This is a genomic window from Sphingomonas sp. G5 (genome assembly GCF_052660795.1).
The window spans coordinates 2267827-2283838 of record NZ_CP109660.1 but is presented as its reverse complement, the minus strand read 5'-3'; the positions used below and the strand labels follow the sequence as shown (position 1 = coordinate 2283838).

15 protein-coding genes are annotated in these 16012 nt (G+C 71.4%); 8 read left to right on the top strand and 7 right to left on the bottom strand.

What is annotated here, in order from left to right; all coding sequences use genetic code 11:
* Positions 1–7: 7 nt before the first annotated feature.
* Positions 8–1033 carry an FUSC family protein gene (locus NE358_RS11045; protein WP_289938462.1) on the bottom strand — a complete coding sequence of 342 codons (1026 nt, stop codon included), beginning with the start codon at positions 1031–1033 and terminating at the stop codon, positions 8–10.
* Positions 1034–1355: 322 nt separating this feature from the next.
* Here NE358_RS11045 and NE358_RS11040 point away from each other — a divergent pair, with 322 nt between their 5' ends.
* On the top strand, positions 1356–1820 hold the full coding sequence (locus NE358_RS11040; RefSeq protein WP_103206333.1) for a DUF3817 domain-containing protein: 465 nt from the start codon (positions 1356–1358) through the stop codon (positions 1818–1820).
* 14 nt (positions 1821–1834) lie between these two features.
* Here the strand turns inward: NE358_RS11040 and NE358_RS11035 are convergent, their stop codons facing one another.
* The 4 genes from NE358_RS11035 to NE358_RS11020 form a co-directional block, all read right to left on the bottom strand.
* Positions 1835–2398 (bottom strand): hypothetical protein, encoded by a 564-nt coding sequence (locus tag NE358_RS11035; RefSeq protein ID WP_141375957.1) that lies wholly within the window; start codon positions 2396–2398, stop codon positions 1835–1837.
* Between the two features lie 76 nt (positions 2399–2474).
* The gene (locus NE358_RS11030; RefSeq protein WP_116238965.1) at positions 2475–3578 is read right to left on the bottom strand and encodes a class I SAM-dependent methyltransferase; all 1104 of its coding nucleotides are present in this window, start codon (positions 3576–3578) and stop codon (positions 2475–2477) included.
* Between the two features lie 53 nt (positions 3579–3631).
* A complete protein-coding gene (locus NE358_RS11025; protein ID WP_164481596.1) occupies positions 3632–3781 on the bottom strand; it encodes a hypothetical protein in 150 nt (49 codons plus the stop codon).
* A gap of 24 nt (positions 3782–3805) precedes the next feature.
* A complete protein-coding gene (locus NE358_RS11020) occupies positions 3806–4612 on the bottom strand; it encodes an EI24 domain-containing protein (protein ID WP_289938453.1) in 807 nt (268 codons plus the stop codon).
* Positions 4613–4733: 121 nt separating this feature from the next.
* Here NE358_RS11020 and NE358_RS11015 point away from each other — a divergent pair, with 121 nt between their 5' ends.
* From NE358_RS11015 to NE358_RS11000, 4 genes are all read left to right on the top strand, one after another.
* A complete protein-coding gene (locus NE358_RS11015; protein ID WP_289938450.1) occupies positions 4734–5564 on the top strand; it encodes a hypothetical protein in 831 nt (276 codons plus the stop codon).
* A gap of 87 nt (positions 5565–5651) precedes the next feature.
* Entirely contained in the window at positions 5652–8168 is a 2517-nt protein-coding gene (locus NE358_RS11010; protein WP_289938449.1) for an ATP-dependent Clp protease ATP-binding subunit, read from the top strand.
* A gap of 265 nt (positions 8169–8433) precedes the next feature.
* Positions 8434–9315 carry an LLM class flavin-dependent oxidoreductase gene (locus NE358_RS11005; RefSeq protein ID WP_103206339.1) on the top strand — a complete coding sequence of 294 codons (882 nt, stop codon included), beginning with the start codon at positions 8434–8436 and terminating at the stop codon, positions 9313–9315.
* Positions 9312–10088, top strand: a complete 777-nt coding sequence (locus tag NE358_RS11000) for an LLM class flavin-dependent oxidoreductase (protein ID WP_289938445.1) — start codon at positions 9312–9314, stop codon at positions 10086–10088. The genes NE358_RS11005 and NE358_RS11000 overlap by 4 nt, the downstream gene beginning before the upstream one ends.
* Before the next feature lie 101 nt (positions 10089–10189).
* Here the strand turns inward: NE358_RS11000 and NE358_RS10995 are convergent, their stop codons facing one another.
* Positions 10190–10798 carry a TetR/AcrR family transcriptional regulator gene (locus NE358_RS10995; protein WP_141375948.1) on the bottom strand — a complete coding sequence of 203 codons (609 nt, stop codon included), beginning with the start codon at positions 10796–10798 and terminating at the stop codon, positions 10190–10192.
* Between the two features lie 22 nt (positions 10799–10820).
* Here NE358_RS10995 and NE358_RS10990 point away from each other — a divergent pair, with 22 nt between their 5' ends.
* A complete protein-coding gene (locus tag NE358_RS10990; protein WP_289938442.1) occupies positions 10821–11987 on the top strand; it encodes a DUF418 domain-containing protein in 1167 nt (388 codons plus the stop codon).
* Between the two features lie 95 nt (positions 11988–12082).
* On the top strand, positions 12083–12490 hold the full coding sequence (locus NE358_RS10985) for a DoxX family protein (RefSeq protein WP_103206343.1): 408 nt from the start codon (positions 12083–12085) through the stop codon (positions 12488–12490).
* 110 nt (positions 12491–12600) lie between these two features.
* On the opposite strand, the gene NE358_RS10980 is transcribed toward NE358_RS10985, so the two are convergent.
* On the bottom strand, positions 12601–14250 hold the full coding sequence (locus NE358_RS10980; RefSeq protein WP_289938440.1) for a RecQ family ATP-dependent DNA helicase: 1650 nt from the start codon (positions 14248–14250) through the stop codon (positions 12601–12603).
* Positions 14251–14464: 214 nt separating this feature from the next.
* Here NE358_RS10980 and NE358_RS10975 point away from each other — a divergent pair, with 214 nt between their 5' ends.
* Positions 14465–16009, top strand: coding sequence for an ATP-dependent DNA ligase (locus NE358_RS10975; protein ID WP_289938439.1), 1545 nt, complete (start codon positions 14465–14467; stop codon positions 16007–16009).
* Positions 16010–16012: the final 3 nt, after the last annotated feature.

The window sequence follows — 16012 nt, the reverse complement described above, 5'->3', positions numbered from 1 at the left end:
GGTTCGCTCAGCTTCTCGCGGGTCGGCGCCGCAGGCCCGCCGACACGATCGCGACGAGGGTTCCGACCGCGACGCCGATGACCGTCTCGATCACGCGGTCGCGCAGCAGCATCTCAGGCGCCACGGGAGATGCCAACGACACCATGAGCAGGGCGAGCGGTGTGATGAAGAGCATCGCGATGCCGTAGTTGCGGCCGACGAACAGCTCCGCTCCCGCCTGCAGGGCCACGGCGACGAGCAGGACGATCCAGGACGGCAGGTCGAGGGCGAGCAGCCCCGCGGCGATCAGCACGCCCAGGAGGGTCCCGACGAGTCGCTGCACGCCGCGGATGAGGCGCGCGGTGACGTGCGCTCCGCCGACCGCGGCGACGGCACCGACCATCGCCCAGTACCAGTGGGTCCCGATGAGCAGGGCCCCGGCGACGCCGGCGAGAAGAGCGGCGACGCCGACGGTCGCCGTCATCTCCCACGCGACCGAGCCGATCGGCGGCCGCGTGCGAGTCGGGCGCCGCCAGGAGCCGCGCCGCGCGACGACGAAGACGCAGGTCACGAGCAGGCTCCACAGCACACTCGCGCCGCCGACGACGAGCACGGTGAGGAACGTCGCACCGGTCGCGGGGAAGCTCGCGGTGGCTCCCGCGGCGAAGACGGCGAAGAGCGCGCCGGGCGGATGCCACTGGGTGCGGTAGGCGAAGAGGGTGACGACCGCGGCGAGGATCGCGACGACGGCGACGCTCGCGATGGCGGGGGTGGCGAGGGTCGAGAGGGCGGTGCCGATGAGCATGCACGAGACCAGGACCGTGCCCGCCACGGCCTGCATTCGCACGCGCGCGCGAGGGAGGTCGGTGCGACCGTACAGCGCGGCGAAAGCTCCGAAGCTCGCGTAGACGCTGAGGTCGAGCCGGCCGAGTGCCAAGAGGACGAGAAGCGGGACGCCGACGCTCAGGACGGCGCGAAGTGCCACACGGTGATCTCCGCGGTGCGGTCCCACGCGGATGACCCCGGTCCACACGCGCCCCCGGGATTCCGCCATCCCTCCAGCCTACGCGTCGAGATCACGGGCGCCGGGCGTCCCGCGGGGGAGCCGGGACAGGCGCGCATGCCGCGGCGTCAAGGGTGTGGCATCCCTCCCGCGATCTGATGGGGTGGTGCGATGGATGCCGAACGCGAGAAAACCCCGATCGAGCCGGGCCCCGAGCCCGACACGTCGACGGCGGCGGAGGGGGCGAGGTCGGATCCGTCGCTGGACGAGGACGATCAACCCATCGTGTGACGCTTCGATGTCGAACGGTGCGCGGGAGCGCGGAGAAGCGTTCTGCGTAGGGTGGGAAGCCCCGACCCGAACGAGGAGAGACGTGTTCCGCACGCCCCTGACCCTGTTTCGCACGCTCGCGATCGCCGAGGCCGTCTCGTGGACGCTTCTCATCGGCGGGCTGATCCTGCGCGCCGCGGCCGACCTTCCGGCTGCGGTGTCGATCGGCGGCGGCATCCACGGCTTCGTGTTCCTCGCCTACGGGGCGACGGCCATCCTCGTCGCGCTGAACCAGCGCTGGGGCGTCGGTCCTGCCGCCCTCGCGGTCGTCAGCGCCGTGATCCCCTACGCCACGATCCCCACCGAGATCTGGCTCCACCGCACCGGGCGTCTGCGCGGCGCGTGGCGCCTCGACGACAGTGGCGACCCGCGGGACCGCCGACCGATCGACCGGTTGCTGCGGTCCTTCCTGCGTCGACCATGGGTGCTCGCGCTCGTGCTCGTCGCGGTGGTCGCCGTCGTCTTCGTCGTGCTGCTGACCGTCGGCCCTCCGGGAGGCAAGGGCTGAGGTCGCGCTCCGCGTCAGCGCACGAGGATGCGCACGCTCGCCGGCACGATCCGGCAGGTCGCGGTGAACGTCTCGACCGAGCCCGACAGTGTGGCCGTCGCACGCCCCGCTCCCAGGAACGCGACCGTGCCGTCGTGCGCGTGGACGCTGGGGGAGCGGTCGGAGAAGTGGCGCATCTCGCCACCCGAGTGGCTAGCGAAGGCGAGATCGAGCTCGACGGCGACGATCGGGCCCGTCTCCGAACTCACGCGCCAGTCGATCGCGGCGAGTCCGCCGCCGCGACTCGTCATCGACAGCGTCGCCGACCCGCACTCCTCCCCGCCCACCGCTTCGGTGCGCAAGGGCTCCGACGGGGGCGTCGTGTCGGCACCGCAGAGGTCGACGCCGTGGAGGCGGGCGTAACCGCGGCCGTTGTCGGTGATGCTGGAGCAGTCCGCGAGGAGCGGAGCCGTGAGGGCGTCGGAGAGCGGATCGGCGCGGACACCGCCGGATGGGGGAGCTGCGATCGCGGCGGCGCCGGGAAGGAGCAGCGCGACGATCACAGCGACGAGAGCGGCGGCAGTGCTTCGAACCCGCACGGCGCACCTCCTCGTCGACGTCGGTCGAAATCTACGCCCGGAACGGGGCCCGCGCCACGGCTCGCCGGGAGACGCGTCAGCGCTTCGTCGACACCGTGACGGTGAACTTCCTGTCGCGCGCCACCTGACGCGTCGGACCGACGGTGCGCTCGAGCGCCGGACGGTACTGCAGAGCGGAGTTCCAGACGGTCCACAGCTCGCCGCCCGGCTCGAGCACCCGCGCCGCGTCGGCGAACATGCGGGGAGCGAGACCCTCGTGGATCGCGGCGCCGGCGTGGAACGGCGGGTTCAGCGCGATGAACGAGGCCGTGGCCTCCGGTTGCGAGCGCAGGACGTCGTCGCGCACGACCCTCACGCGATCGGCCACGCCGTTGGCCTCGGCGGTGGCCCGCGCGGACGCGACGGCGATCGCCGACTGGTCGCACGCGATCACGCGCAGGGAGGGATGCCGCACAGCGAGGGTCGCGGCGACCACGCCTGTCCCGCACGCGAGGTCGACCGCCCGGTCTCCGCGCGGGGCGGGGAGGTGCGCGAGCAGCAGCCGCGTCCCGATATCGATCGATGCGCCCGCGAAGGCGCCGCCGAACGCACGGACACGGATGCCGTCGACCTCGGCTTCCTCCGGTGCGGGGGCGGCGCCGTCGTGCGGGCCGTGGGCGGTGAGGACGCGGGATTTCTGCCGCGCGTGCGAGACGTCGACGCGGTCGAAGACGCGCCGCAGCACGTCGTTCATCGCCACCGTCATGTGCTTGAGGCGCCCGCCCGCGAAGACGACGACGTCGGGGTGTGCGTGCAGGGCGATGAGCCCGGCGATGTCGGACAGCGCCCGAAGCGACCGGGGGAGGCGCAGAAGGACGACGCGGGCGCCGGTGAGCAGGTCCGCGTCGAGGGCGTGCGAGTCGAAGACTTTCTCGAGCCCGGTGTCGCGGGCGTTCAGTGCGAGGGCTTCCTCGCCCAGCAGCTCGTCCTGATGCACCCGGATGCCACGGGCCCCGGCATCCGCCGCCGCCAGGGTGAGCGCTCCGTAGGCGTCGCCGATCACGACGAGTTGGCCCACACCGAGTGCGGCGCGCGCGTCGGCGGACTCGTCGAGGATCAGCCGGTCGGCGGCGTCGACGGCCACGAGATCGGGACCCTCGAGATCGGGGCGGCGACGCAGAGCGGCGAACGAGAAAGGCACCGGACCACGCTACCCGGGGGCGACGTGACGCGGTGCCTGACCGAGGTGCGGGCTCAGCGGGTGCCGAAGTGGAACGGCAGGGCCAGCGAGGCCGAGACGAGGATGATGCCGAGCGCGAAGAACAGCGCGGGAGCGGCGAGGGAGAACGAGATGCCGGTCAGCAGCATGCCGCCGACGAACAAGATGAGAGAGACGATGAACATGAGGATCCCTTCGGTCGATCCAGGCTATCGTGCCGAATCCGGACGTGCGTTCGTGCTGCGGTCGGGATGCAGGGGGAGGGGACCCGGGGTGCTGCCGTCGCGCGGGGGGATGCCCAGCGCCGCATGCGCCCAGAGCGTGCTGCCGGCGACGGCTGCGGGCATGACCGCCACCGCCCCGAGCGGGACGAGGAAGCACAGTTGGGTCGCGACGCCGAAGCCGAGGGCGCGGGCGCGGTGGGAGCGGAGGAGCTGTGTCCGCGCCCGCCGATCGAGGCCTCGGGCCGACAGCGCGCGCGAGGTGAGTTCGTCGGCCAGCAGCCACCCGGTCAGGAGTACCCCGGCGACGAAGCCCAGGACGCCGCCGACGAAGGGGATCAGGCCGATGAGCCACGCCAGCGCGGCGGCCAGGATGCCGCGGACGATGAGGCGCACGCTGTCGCCGACGGCCCGCCAGAAGCCGTACTCGACGTCGGGGACCACGCCGGTGGCGCTGCGCTCGGTCGCGCGCCAGATGCGGTCGTAGAACGGCTCGCCCACGGCGAGCGTGACGACGGTGAACGAGACGACGACGATGAGCAGCGCCGCGCCGAACGACGCCAGGCCGATCGCGGTGCGCAGAGCGCCCGCCCAGAACGGCGCCCACGTGTCGGCGAACGGCGTCCAGTCGTCGACGAGACCGGGCAGCACGAGACCCCAGGTCACGAGTGCCGATCCGAAGATCAGTCCGACCACCGTCCCCGGGATGAGTCCGAGGGCCATCGCCCCGGGCGTGCGGCGCCACTGGCCGAGACCGCGGGCCAGCAGGGCCGCCCCGGCGAGGAATTCGCGCATCCCCGGATTCTGACAGACACCCCCGACACCGACCCGAGAGGTTGCGCCCGCTCCGTCCGGCGTTTCCCGCCCGCGGGCTGCATCCCGCGGCGATGTCGCAGGGGGATGCCAGGATGCCGCTATGCGCATCCGCACCACGTCGACGCAACGCACGTACCGGTACGTGCGCGTGGCGCTGATCGGAGCGACGGTCTTCCTCGCCGTCGGTGTCGGTTTCGAGCTCGCGAGCGGCGAGGGACTGCTGTCGGTCAGTGCGGCTTACTACACGCCCGCGGGTCCGGTCCTCACGGGGGCGCTGAGCGCGGTCGCCCTCGCTCTGCTGGCTCTGTCGGGGCGCAGCCTCGAGCAGGGCCTGCTCGACATCGCGGCGGTGCTCGCCCTCGTGATCGCCTTCGTCCCGACCGCGGTCTCGTCGAGCGCCTGCCTCGGCGAGACGCAGTGCGTGCCGCCCGAGGTCAGGCCGACCGTGGCGAACAACGCCGTGGCCGCGGCATCCGTGATTCTTCTCGGGGTGATCGTCGCGGGGATCCTGGCGCGCGTGCAGGGCACCGCGAGCCGCGGGGTCGCGCTCACGATCGGGATCATCGTCGCGCTCGTCGCGGGCGGGGCGGCGTGGGCGGTGCTCGCGCCCGAGGCCTTTCTCCGGTGGGCACACGAGGTCGCCGCCGTCGCGTTCTTCGTGCTGATCGCGGCGGTGGCGTCGATCGCGGCGTGGTGGCCACGGCGCAGCGGTCGACGGCGGCGGGGAGTGCGACTCGCCTACGCGGCGGTGGCCGTCGGGATCGTGCTGACCCTGGTGCTGCTCGTCCTCGGAGTGGTGTCGGGCCTGGAGCGCACGGGTTTTCCGGTGGTGCTCGTGGGCGAGTCGGTGGCCCTCGCGCTGTTCGCGGTGTTCTGGCTCGTACAGACGGTCGAGCTCTGGAACGACGTCGATCCCCCGCTTCGGGAATAGACGCCGCGTGCCCACGTTGAAGTTGATACGACGGCGCTCAAGTAGCAAACTTGAGCGAACCGCACTCACGTATCTCAGGAGACGGAATTGCCCGAAGACTTCACCCCCGGCGACGGCGCCCAGTCGTTCGACGAGTTCCTGGCCCGCTACCTCGCGGGCGAGCAGGCGCGAGCCGAACGCTCGATCGACCTCAGCCGGTTCCTCAGTGCCCGCACGCAGGACGCCCTCCAAGAAGCCGGACGCTACGCGCTCGGGCGCGGCCAGCGTGAGCTCGACGCCCTGCACGTCCTCCACGTCCTCGTCCGGCGCTCGCCGGCCAAGGAGGCCGTCGCGCGCCTCGGCGCCGACCCCGCCGCGATCGCCCGCGCGGCCGAGAGCCGTCTGCCCGCCGCCGCGACCCCCGCGAACGTCGACGGTGCCGTGGTCGCCGGCTCCGTGCAGCGCGCCCTGTTCCACGCGTTCCAGGTGGCACGTGCCGCCGGGTCCACGTACGTCGACCCCGACCACCTCTTCTTCGCGCTCGTGCTCGCCCAGGACGCGCCCGCGGGGCAGATCCTCGCCCAGGCCGGAGTGACGGCCGAGGCCCTCACCCAGGGCGTGCGTGAGACCGTCATGGGCGGTGACGAGACCGAGGTGCCCGCTGAGTCGGCATCCGTCACCCCGAACCTCGACCGATTCGGCACCGACCTCACGGCGCGAGCCGCCGCGGGAGAGCTCGACCCGGTCATCGGTCGCTCCGACGAGATCGAGCAGACGATCGAGATCCTCAGCCGTCGCACGAAGAACAACCCCGTGCTGATCGGCGAGGCCGGCGTCGGCAAGACGGCCGTCGTCGAAGGTCTCGCGCGCGCGATCGTCGCCGAAGAGGTGCCCGAGCAGCTGCGCGAGACCCGTGTCGTCTCGCTCGACCTGGCCGCGATGCTCGCGGGCGCGCGGTACCGGGGCGACTTCGAGGAGCGCCTCACCCAGACGATGGACGAGATCGCGGCATCCGACAAGCTCGTCGTCTTCATCGACGAGGTGCACACTCTCGTCGGGGCGGGCGGGAGCGGCGACGGGTCCATGGACGCCGGCAACATCCTCAAGCCCCGCCTCGCCCGCGGTGACGTGCACCTGATCGGAGCGACCACGCTGCGCGAGTACCGCACGATCGAGAAGGATCCCGCCCTCGAGCGGCGCCTTCAGCCCGTTCGCGTGGGCGAGCCCTCGATCCCGGATGCCGTGGAGATCCTGCGCGGCCTCCGCTCGGCCTACGAGGAGCACCACGCCGTCACGTACACGGACGAGGCTCTGCGGGCCGCGGTCGAGCTGAGCGATCGATACCTTCCCGACCGCGTGCTGCCCGACAAGGCGATCGATCTGATCGACCAGGCCGGTGCCCGCTTGCGGCTGCGCCTGGGCGTCACCGTCGACACGTCCGCTCTGCTGGAGCGCCTCGCGACGCTGGAGGCCGACAAGAATGCCGCGGTCTCCGCCGAGCACTACGAGGAGGCGTCGCGTCTGCGCGACGAGATGGCCGCCGTGCAGCAGCGGCTCGACGAGGCGACGGCCGGCCCCCGCGTCGCCGCCGTCGTCGACGAACCCGAGATCGCCGCGGTGATCAGCCGCGCCACCGGCATTCCCGTTGCGCGACTCACGGTGACCGAGCGCGGTCGCCTCGCCGAGCTCGAGACCGAACTGCACGCCCGCGTGATCGGGCAGGACGACGCGGTCGCCGCCGTCGCCAAAGCCGTGCGTCGCAACCGCACGGGCATGGGAGACGAGAACCGCCCGGTCGGCTCGTTCCTGTTCCTCGGTCCCACCGGCGTCGGCAAGACCGAGCTCGCCAAGGCCCTGGCCGGCTCGCTCTTCGACGACGACGGCGCCGTGATCCGCTTCGACATGAGCGAGTTCGGCGAGCGGCACACGGTGTCGCGCCTGATCGGTGCCCCTCCCGGATACGTCGGCTACGACGAGGCGGGCCAGCTCACCGAGCGCGTGCGACGCAACCCCTATGCGGTCGTGCTGTTCGACGAGATCGAGAAAGCGCACCCCGACGTTTTCACGCTGCTGCTGCAGGTGCTCGATGACGGTCGGCTCACCGACGGACAGGGCCGTACGGTCGACTTCCGCAACACGGTGATCGTGATGACCTCGAACCTGGGCGCGGAGTTCCTGGCATCCCGGTCGGGGGCCATCGGCTTCACCACGACCGGCCGCGAGTTCGCCGGTGCCGATCTGCGTGATCGCGTGATGGGGAAGCTGCGCGAGGCGATGCGCCCGGAGTTGCTCAATCGCATCGACGACATCGTGCTCTTCCGCAAGCTCGAGAAGGCGCAGCTGCGCGAGATCGTGGGGCTGCTGTTGGGCGCGACCTCGCGGCGCCTGGCGTCGCGCGACGTGTCGCTCGAGGTCACCGATGCCGCCGTCGACCGGCTGGCCGCGGTCGGGTACGAGCCCGAGTACGGTGCTCGGCCGCTGCGCCGGGTCATCCAGCGCGAGGTCGACGACCGCATCGCCGACCTGTTCGTGTCGGGTGAGCTGAGCGACGGGGGAGCGGTGACCGTGGATGCCACCTCGTCCGGCTTCACGGTCGCACCCGTCGTACCGGCTCTCGCCGCGTGACGAGCCCTTCTCGACGCCCCCGGTGCTTCGGTGCCGGGGGCATCGTGGTTCGTGCGGCGAGGGCGATCCGGCCGCGCGCGCCCCGGGGCACGCTTCCCGAGGACGCCTGCCTTCGTCCAGGACGCACGCGGTGGTCATCGATCCGGTACGTGCTCGACGAACGAATGCGGTGTCAACGCGTGTGCGCACCGCCGTCCGCGCCGCGGCGGATGCGATCCGCGCGCCGCCCCGCCCCGATGTCGGAGGTTCGCGGCAGAGTAGAGGCATGAGTCGTATCGGCACGATCTTCAGCCCGTACCCGCATCCGCCCGAGCAGCTCCGCGACGCCGCGCGAGCAGCCGAAGACGCCGGGGTCGAAGAACTCTGGCTCTGGGAGGACTGTTTCCGGTCCTCGGCGTGGGCTGCGGCCGCGGCAGCTCTCGCCGTCACCGATCACCTGCGCATCGGGGTCGGCATCGCGCCCCTTCCGCTCCGCAACGTCGCCGTTTCGGCGATGGAGATCGCCACGATCGAGCGCATGTTCCCGGGGCGCCTCCTGCCGGGCTTCGGTCACGGGGTGCAGGACTGGATGCGTCAGGTCGGGGCCAAGGTCGCCTCCCCGTTGACGCTCATGCGGGAGCAGCTGCCGGCCTTGAGGTCCCTTCTCGCGGGCGAGACGGTCAGCGCAGAGGGGCGTTACGTGAATCTGCGCGATGTCACACTCGATTGGCCGCCCGCCGCCGCCCCGCTCGTGTACGCCGCCGCCGAAGGGCCGAAGACCCTCGCTCTGGCGGGCGCCGTCGCCGACGGGGTGGTGCTCGACAGCAGACATACCGTCGACGAGATCGCCGCCGCCGTGCGGGCCGTGCGGGCGGGCCGCGCCGAGGCGGGTCGTGAGGGCCGTACCGATGTCGTCGCCTATGTGCTGACGGCCTTCGGCCCCGATGCTCACGAGCGGGCCACAGCGGTGCTCGCCGACCGCGCGGACGCGGCGGATCGCGTTCTCGCGGGTTCGGTGTCAGAGGTCGCCGAGGGGGTCGCGCGTTTCCAGGCCGCGGGCGTCGACGATGTCGTGCTCCTGCCCACCGACGACGTCGACCTCGCCGCCTTCTTCTCCGCGGTGGGTCAGGTCGCGGTGTCCCTGCCGAATGGGGGAGGTGCATCGTGACGCGAGGAATCGTTTCGCTCGGACTCGCTGGATCCCTCGGTCCCGACGCCGTCACGCAGATCGCTCCGGTCGTCGAGAGCGCGGGCTTCGACACCCTCTGGATCAACGACACTCCTGACGGCGACGCCCTCGCCGCGCTCGCCGCCGCCGCGCGCGTCACGGACCGCCTTCGACTCGCCACGGGCGTCGTCCCCGTCGACCGTCGTCCCGCCGACGCGATCGCGGCCGAGGTGGCATCCCTCGATCTTCCGCTGGACCGATTGACGCTCGGCATCGGCTCGGGCATGGCCAAGCAGGGTGCCCTGGCCCGGGTGAGAGATGCCGTCTCGGTTCTTCATGACGCGGGCGTCCCTCGCGTCCTCGTGGGTGCACTCGGGCCCAAGATGCGCCGCACGGGAGCGGAACTCGCCGAGGGCGTGCTGCTGAACTGGGTCCCGCCGGTCGAAGCCCGCGCTCAAGCCGAGGCTTTGCACGAGATCGCGCCGGCCACGCACATCGCGGTGTACGTCCGCACGGCGATCGTCCCCGCCGCGCGCGAGCGCCTCGATGCCGAGACCGCACGGTACGCGTCGTTTCCGAACTACGCCGCGAATTTCGAGCGGATGGGGGTGGATGCCGCGGACACGACGATCCGGGACGTCACCGAACTCGCCGACGCGCTCGAGGCCTATACGGCGGCTGCCGACGAGGTCGTCTTGCGCGCAATCGTGCCCGAAGACACCGTCGAGGCCTATGTCGAGTTCGTGCGGAGGGCGGCGCCCGCTCCGGGCTGAGGCCAGCGGGCGCGACGCCGCTCGTGCGCGATGGCCACGGGGTCGTCCGCGGTCGCGGAACGGATCTCAGCGGTCGCGCGCTTTCGGGGCACGACGAACGTCTAAGAAGCGGGCGGCGCGGGTCGTGCCGCGAAGGTCTCGAGAATCGCGGTGACGAGGCGTCGCCCGCGGGCAGGCGGCATCCGATCGTCGCCCTCGGCGCCGCGAGCGACGGCGATCCCATCGAGGGCGGCGAGCAGCAGCGCGGCATCGTCGGAAGCGATGTCCGCGTGGGGGTAGGCGTCGGTCATCAAGGTCTGCAGAAACCCTTCTGTCACGCGCCAATCCTTCGCATGGATCTCGCGCACCCGAGGGTCGGTTCCGGCGCGCGAGGCGAAGGACGTCCATACGACCGCGTCGCGCGGGCCGGCATCGCCGAGACAGGCGAGCTCCTCACAGAACAGCAGGAGGCGTTCCTCGGCCGAGCGCGCGCCGGACAGTGCGGCGCGGATGCGGTCGCGAAACAGCGCGTTCACGGCATCCATTGCTCCGATGATGAGCGCTGCGCGGGTCGGGAAGTGGTGCTGCACCGCTCCGACCGAGACGCCTGCCTCTGCGGCGACTTTCCGCACGCTGAGATCGTCGGCGCCACCTGTCGAGAGCACGCTCAGGACCGCCTCGGCGATCGCGTCTTTGCTGCCGCGAGCGGAGGGAGAAGCGGAGGTGGTCACCGTCGTAGGCTACGGTGAACACGTGAACAATACGAACGTATTGGCCCGAACGGGTCGACTCGAAGCCCTGGACGTGGTGCGCGGCATCGCCATCGTCGGCACTCTCGCGACGAACGTCTGGGTGTTCTCGCATCCCTGGGGCCTGCTGGGCATGCTCAGTGCCCCTGTTCTCCCCGACGAGTCCCGCGGCGAGGCCGCCGCACAGCTCGCGTTGATGGCTGTGGCCCAGGGCAAGTTCCTGGCGCTGCTCTCGCTGACATTCGGCGTCGGACTCGCGATCCAGCACCGTTCCGCGGCTCGGCATCACCGTCGATGGCCCGGGCGATACCTGTGGCGCGCCGCACTGCTCTTCATCGACGGTCTGGTCAACTACGTCCTCATCGCGGAGTTCGATGTGCTCATGGGGTACGCCGTGACCGCGGCCGTGGTGTCGTTCCTCCTCCTCACTCGGCCTCGAGCGCAGCGAGCCCTGATCGTCGCCTTCGGAGCCATCCACATCGCGATGATCACGCTTCTCGTGATCGCACTGACGACTCTTCCGGGGGTGGATGCCGAGGTCTCGCTGCCCGAGGCACGGAGCCCCTACGCGACGGAGTCCTTCTTCGGGCTCGCGGCTTTCCGCCTCGATAACGTCATCGTCTTTCGCGCCGAGCCCGTGCTGATCGGATTCCTGTCGCTGGCGATGTTCCTCGCCGGCGCCGCGCTGTTCCGCGCGGGGCTGTTCTCCGCGGACGGCGCGCGGCTTCGTGCCCGTCTCATGATCATCGGCGCGTGCGCGGTGCCCGTCGACCTCCTCCTCGCGATGTCGGCGTCGTCCGTGGGATTGCTGCTGGAGCGCTACGTCGTGGCCCCCGTGGTGGCCCTCGGCCTCCTGGGGATGGTGGTCGAACTCTGTCTTCGCCGCGGAACGAGCGGATGGTTCGGACGCCGCGCCACCGAGATGGGGCGTGTGGCGCTGAGCGCGTACCTCCTGCAGAACCTCCTGGGTGGAGCGCTCTTCTACGGCTGGGGTTTCGGGCTCGCGTCGTCGCTCTCCGCGTGGCGTGTGCCGGTGACGGTCGCGGCGTTCTTGCTCATCACCGCCGTCGTCGCGACAGCGGCTCACCTGTGGCTGCGTCGATTCGCGGCCGGACCGGTGGAGTGGTTGTGGCGCGCGGCGGCCGACCTCGGCGCGCACGGGCGCGCGTAGTGTGCGCTGTGCCCCTTCCCGTCTGGTCGCCGACCTCCGCGACGATGTCGAGCCCTGACGGCCCCGCCCCCGTACACGGATGACAGACTGACCGAATGCCGCGCCGTACAGGTCTCACCGTCCGCTCCGTCGCCCGCGGGGCGCTGGCCCTCCTGCTCGTCGGGGCGGGGGTCGGTCACCTCACGTGGGGTCGCCGCGGCTACCGGATCGTCGTTCCGGGATGGGCCACGCGACTGCTTCGGACGGACAAGGACGCCATCGTCGTGGCATCCGGAGCCGTCGAGGTCGTCTTGGGCGTCGCCCTCGTCGCCCTGCCGCGCGAGCGCGGACGCGTGGGGGCGGCGATCGCGGCCTTCTTCGTCGCCGTGTTCCCGGGCAACGTGCACCAGTGGCGCACCGGGCGCTCGGCGCCGGGGCTGAATACCGACCGTTCACGGTTCATCCGGCTGTTCTTGCAGATCCCGCTCGTCGCGTGGGCGTGGTGGTCGACGCGGGCGCGCTGACGCCCCCGAGTGACTCGGGGCGGGTGCGTTGACGTTCCCGCTCCTCCCGGGCGGGGCGTCTCCGCGTCGGGCGGCTTCGGAAGGGCGAAACCGCGGCGAACCTCCGCGCCCTACGCCGCTTCGCCGAGCTCCAGGATGCCGTTCTCGAACGCCGACCGGGCGAGCACCTTGTACCCGTGGTCGGCGAAGAACACCGTGAGCCGGTCGTCTTCGATCGCCATGACCGTACCTGAGCCGAACTCGCCGTGCTCGACGGTGGAGTCGATACGGATCCCGTCGTCGTCCGCTGTCGCCGCCGAGTCGTCGACCGAGGCGACGGTGCCCGTGTCGCACCGGTCGCACGAGCCGCACTGCGCCGGGGTCTCGACACCGAAGTACTCGAGCAGGGCCCGCCGACGGCAGTGCGTCGTCTCGGCGTACCCGCGCATGATCTCGATGCGCGAGGCGCGGATGCGCTCCTCGGCCTCATCGCGTTCGCGGACCGCCGTGACCGCGTCGCCCGCCGATACCTTCGACCGTGCCGAGACGCCGTCGGGGCCCGACACGGCGAGCTCGCACGCCACGAGCTGGTTCAGAACCCGGCCGATCGCCCGCACCGAGCGCCCGCTCTCATCGGCGATGTCTTTCGCGCGCAACGGCTTCCCGGTCTGCTGCAGCACGTCCCACACGCCCGCGATGTCGGCGCGCTTGGTGCGGCCGCCGGCGAAGAAGGACCGGAGCGAGAAGTCCTCGGCGCGGTAGTGCAGGATCGCCCGCGCGGGCTGCCCGTCACGCGCTGCACGACCGATCTCCTGCGCGTACGAGTCCAGCGACTCGGTCACGTCGGCGTGCACGACCAGGCGCACGTCGCTCTTGTCGACGCCCATGCCGAACGCCGAGGTCGTCACCACCACGTCGAGGTCTCCCGCGCTCCAGGCGGAGTGCACCTCGTCGCGCTTCTTCTGCGCCATCGCGCCGTGGTACGCCGCGGCCCGAAGGCCCAGCTCCCTCAACTCCTCGGCGTAGGAGTCGGTGCCCTTGCGCGTCGCCACGTAGAGCAGGGCCGGTCCGCCGGCATCCCGGACGTCCGCGATGACGGCGCGACGCTTGTCGGCGTCGTGCTCGTGCCGGCGGACTGCCATGTGGATCTCGGGGCGGTCCATTCCGCGCACCTCGAGGTGGGGCTCGCGCATGCCCAGGCTCGACACGATGTCGTCGCGGACCGGAGCGGATGCCGTGGCGGTCAATGCCAGCACCGGCGGATGGCCGAGTGCGTCGATGGCGTCGCCGATGCGCGCGTAATCGGGGCGGAAGTCGTGGCCCCAGGCCGAAACGCAGTGCGCCTCGTCGATGACGACGAGACGCACGTCGGCCTTCGCGAGCCGGTCGAAGACCTCTGCGTTGGCGAGCTGCTCGGGCGCCAGGAAGGCGTACACGGCGTCGGGTCCCTCGATGGCCGCCCATGCCGCCTTCTTGGCGGCGGCGCTCGTGCGGGAGTTGAGAGCGACGGCCGCGGGGGCGTCGGGGGCCGCGTCGATGGAGTCGATCTGATCGCGCTGCAGGGCGAGGAGAGGTGAGATGACCACGGTCGTCCCGCCCAGTTCGCAGCCCGCGATCTGGTAGACGGCCGACTTGCCGGCTCCCGTGGGGAAGACGACGAGGGTGTCGCGTCCGCCCACGACCGCATCGATGGCCTCGGCCTGACCCGGCAGCAGATCGTCCCATCCGAACACCTCGCGGGCGGTACGAGCGGACTGTTCGAGAGTGGCGGGAGCGTTCACGAGACCTCATTCCTGGGTGGAAGACCCCAGCACACTCCAGACCTCCGACATCGCCCCGGGGGTTGCGAGGTCGAGCCGGATCTGTTCTCGTGACGCCGCGGCCGGAAAACGCCATCGCTTCGGAAGACGCCGTGTCGCTCGCAGATGCATGACAGCGCCGCGCGACCCGCACAAGCGTCGGCCCGATGTCGGAAGGGGATGCCAGGATGCCGACATGCTCTTCGGCGACATCGAGACCGCGCTCACAGTGGTGACGAACACGCGCTCGCGTCTGGCCAAGGTCGACGCCCTCGCGACGCTCCTCCGCGGGCTGGACCCGGACGAGATCGAGCCGGCGGTCGGGCTTCTCACCGCCTCACCGCGCCAGGGCCGCCTCGGCGTGGGCTGGCGCACGCTCTCGGCCCGCGACGGTGATCACGCAGGCGAACCGGGCCTGACCGTCGGCGACGTCGACGACGCCTTCACGGAGCTGACGCAGGTCGGCGGCGCCGGTTCGGCGGCCGTTCGCACGCGCCTCCTCGACGAACTCGCTTCTCGGGCGACGGCGCCGGAGTGGCATCTGCTCATCCGCATCATGACGGGAGAGATGCGAACCGGTGCCCTCGAGGGCGTGCTGCTGGATGCCGTGGCCCGGGCCTCCGATCGCGACGGTGCCCTGGTGCGCCGGGCCGCCATGTTGTCGGGCGACCTGGGCGAGACGACGCGCATCGCGCTGACGGGCACCGCCGACGACCTCGCGGCGGTCGGCCTCGTGGTCGGCCGCGGCGTGCAGCCGATGCTGGCGTCGACGGCGACGAGCGTCGCCGAGGCGCTGGCCGTCACCGGTCGAGCGTCGGTGGAGTACAAGCTCGACGGGGCGAGAGTCCAGGTGCATCGGCACGGCGGCGAGGTCCGCGTTCTCACCCGCACGCTGGCCGACATCACCCACCGCGTGCCCGAGATCGTCGAGGTGGCTCTCTCCCTCCCCGTCGACGACGTCATCCTCGACGGCGAGACGCTGTCACTCGACGAAGACGGCGGCCCGCGGCCGTTCCAAGACACGATGGCGCGTTTCGGCGCCGAGACCGCGCGGGAGATCGCCCTCCGGCCCTGGTTCTTCGACATCCTCCACGTCGATGGTCGTGACCTCGTCGACGAACCCCTCGCCACCCGTCTCGATGAGCTGCAGCGGGTCGCGGGGGAGCACCGCATCCCCGCCGTGCTCACCGACGACGTCGAGGTCGCCGACGCTTTCGCCCGCGATGCCCTCGCCGCCGGTCACGAGGGCGTGATGGTGAAAGGGCTCGACGACGCCTACACCGCGGGACGTCGCGGCAAGAGCTGGCTCAAGGTGAAGCCGGTGCATACCTTCGACCTCGTCGTTCTCGGCGTCGAGTACGGTTCGGGACGACGCTCGGGGTGGCTGTCCAACCTGCATCTCGGCGCACGCGATCCCGAGGGGCGCTTCGGCGAGCCGGGCGGGTTCGTGATGGTCGGTAAGACCTTCAAGGGCCTGACCGACGAGCTGCTGCGGTGGCAGTCGGCGCACTTCGCCGAACGGCAGACCGGAGAGCTGGCGGGCGGCATTCGCGTAGCGCCCGACACCGTCGTCGAGATCGCGATCGACGGGGTGCAGCGGTCTGTGCGGTATCCCGGCGGCGTGGCGCTGCGCTTCGCCCGTGTGAAGACCTACCGTTCGGACAAGACGGCGGCCGAGGCCGACACGATCGACACCCTGCGCGCGCTGCTGCCCGGCGGCGGAGCGGCGACGGAAGGATGACGC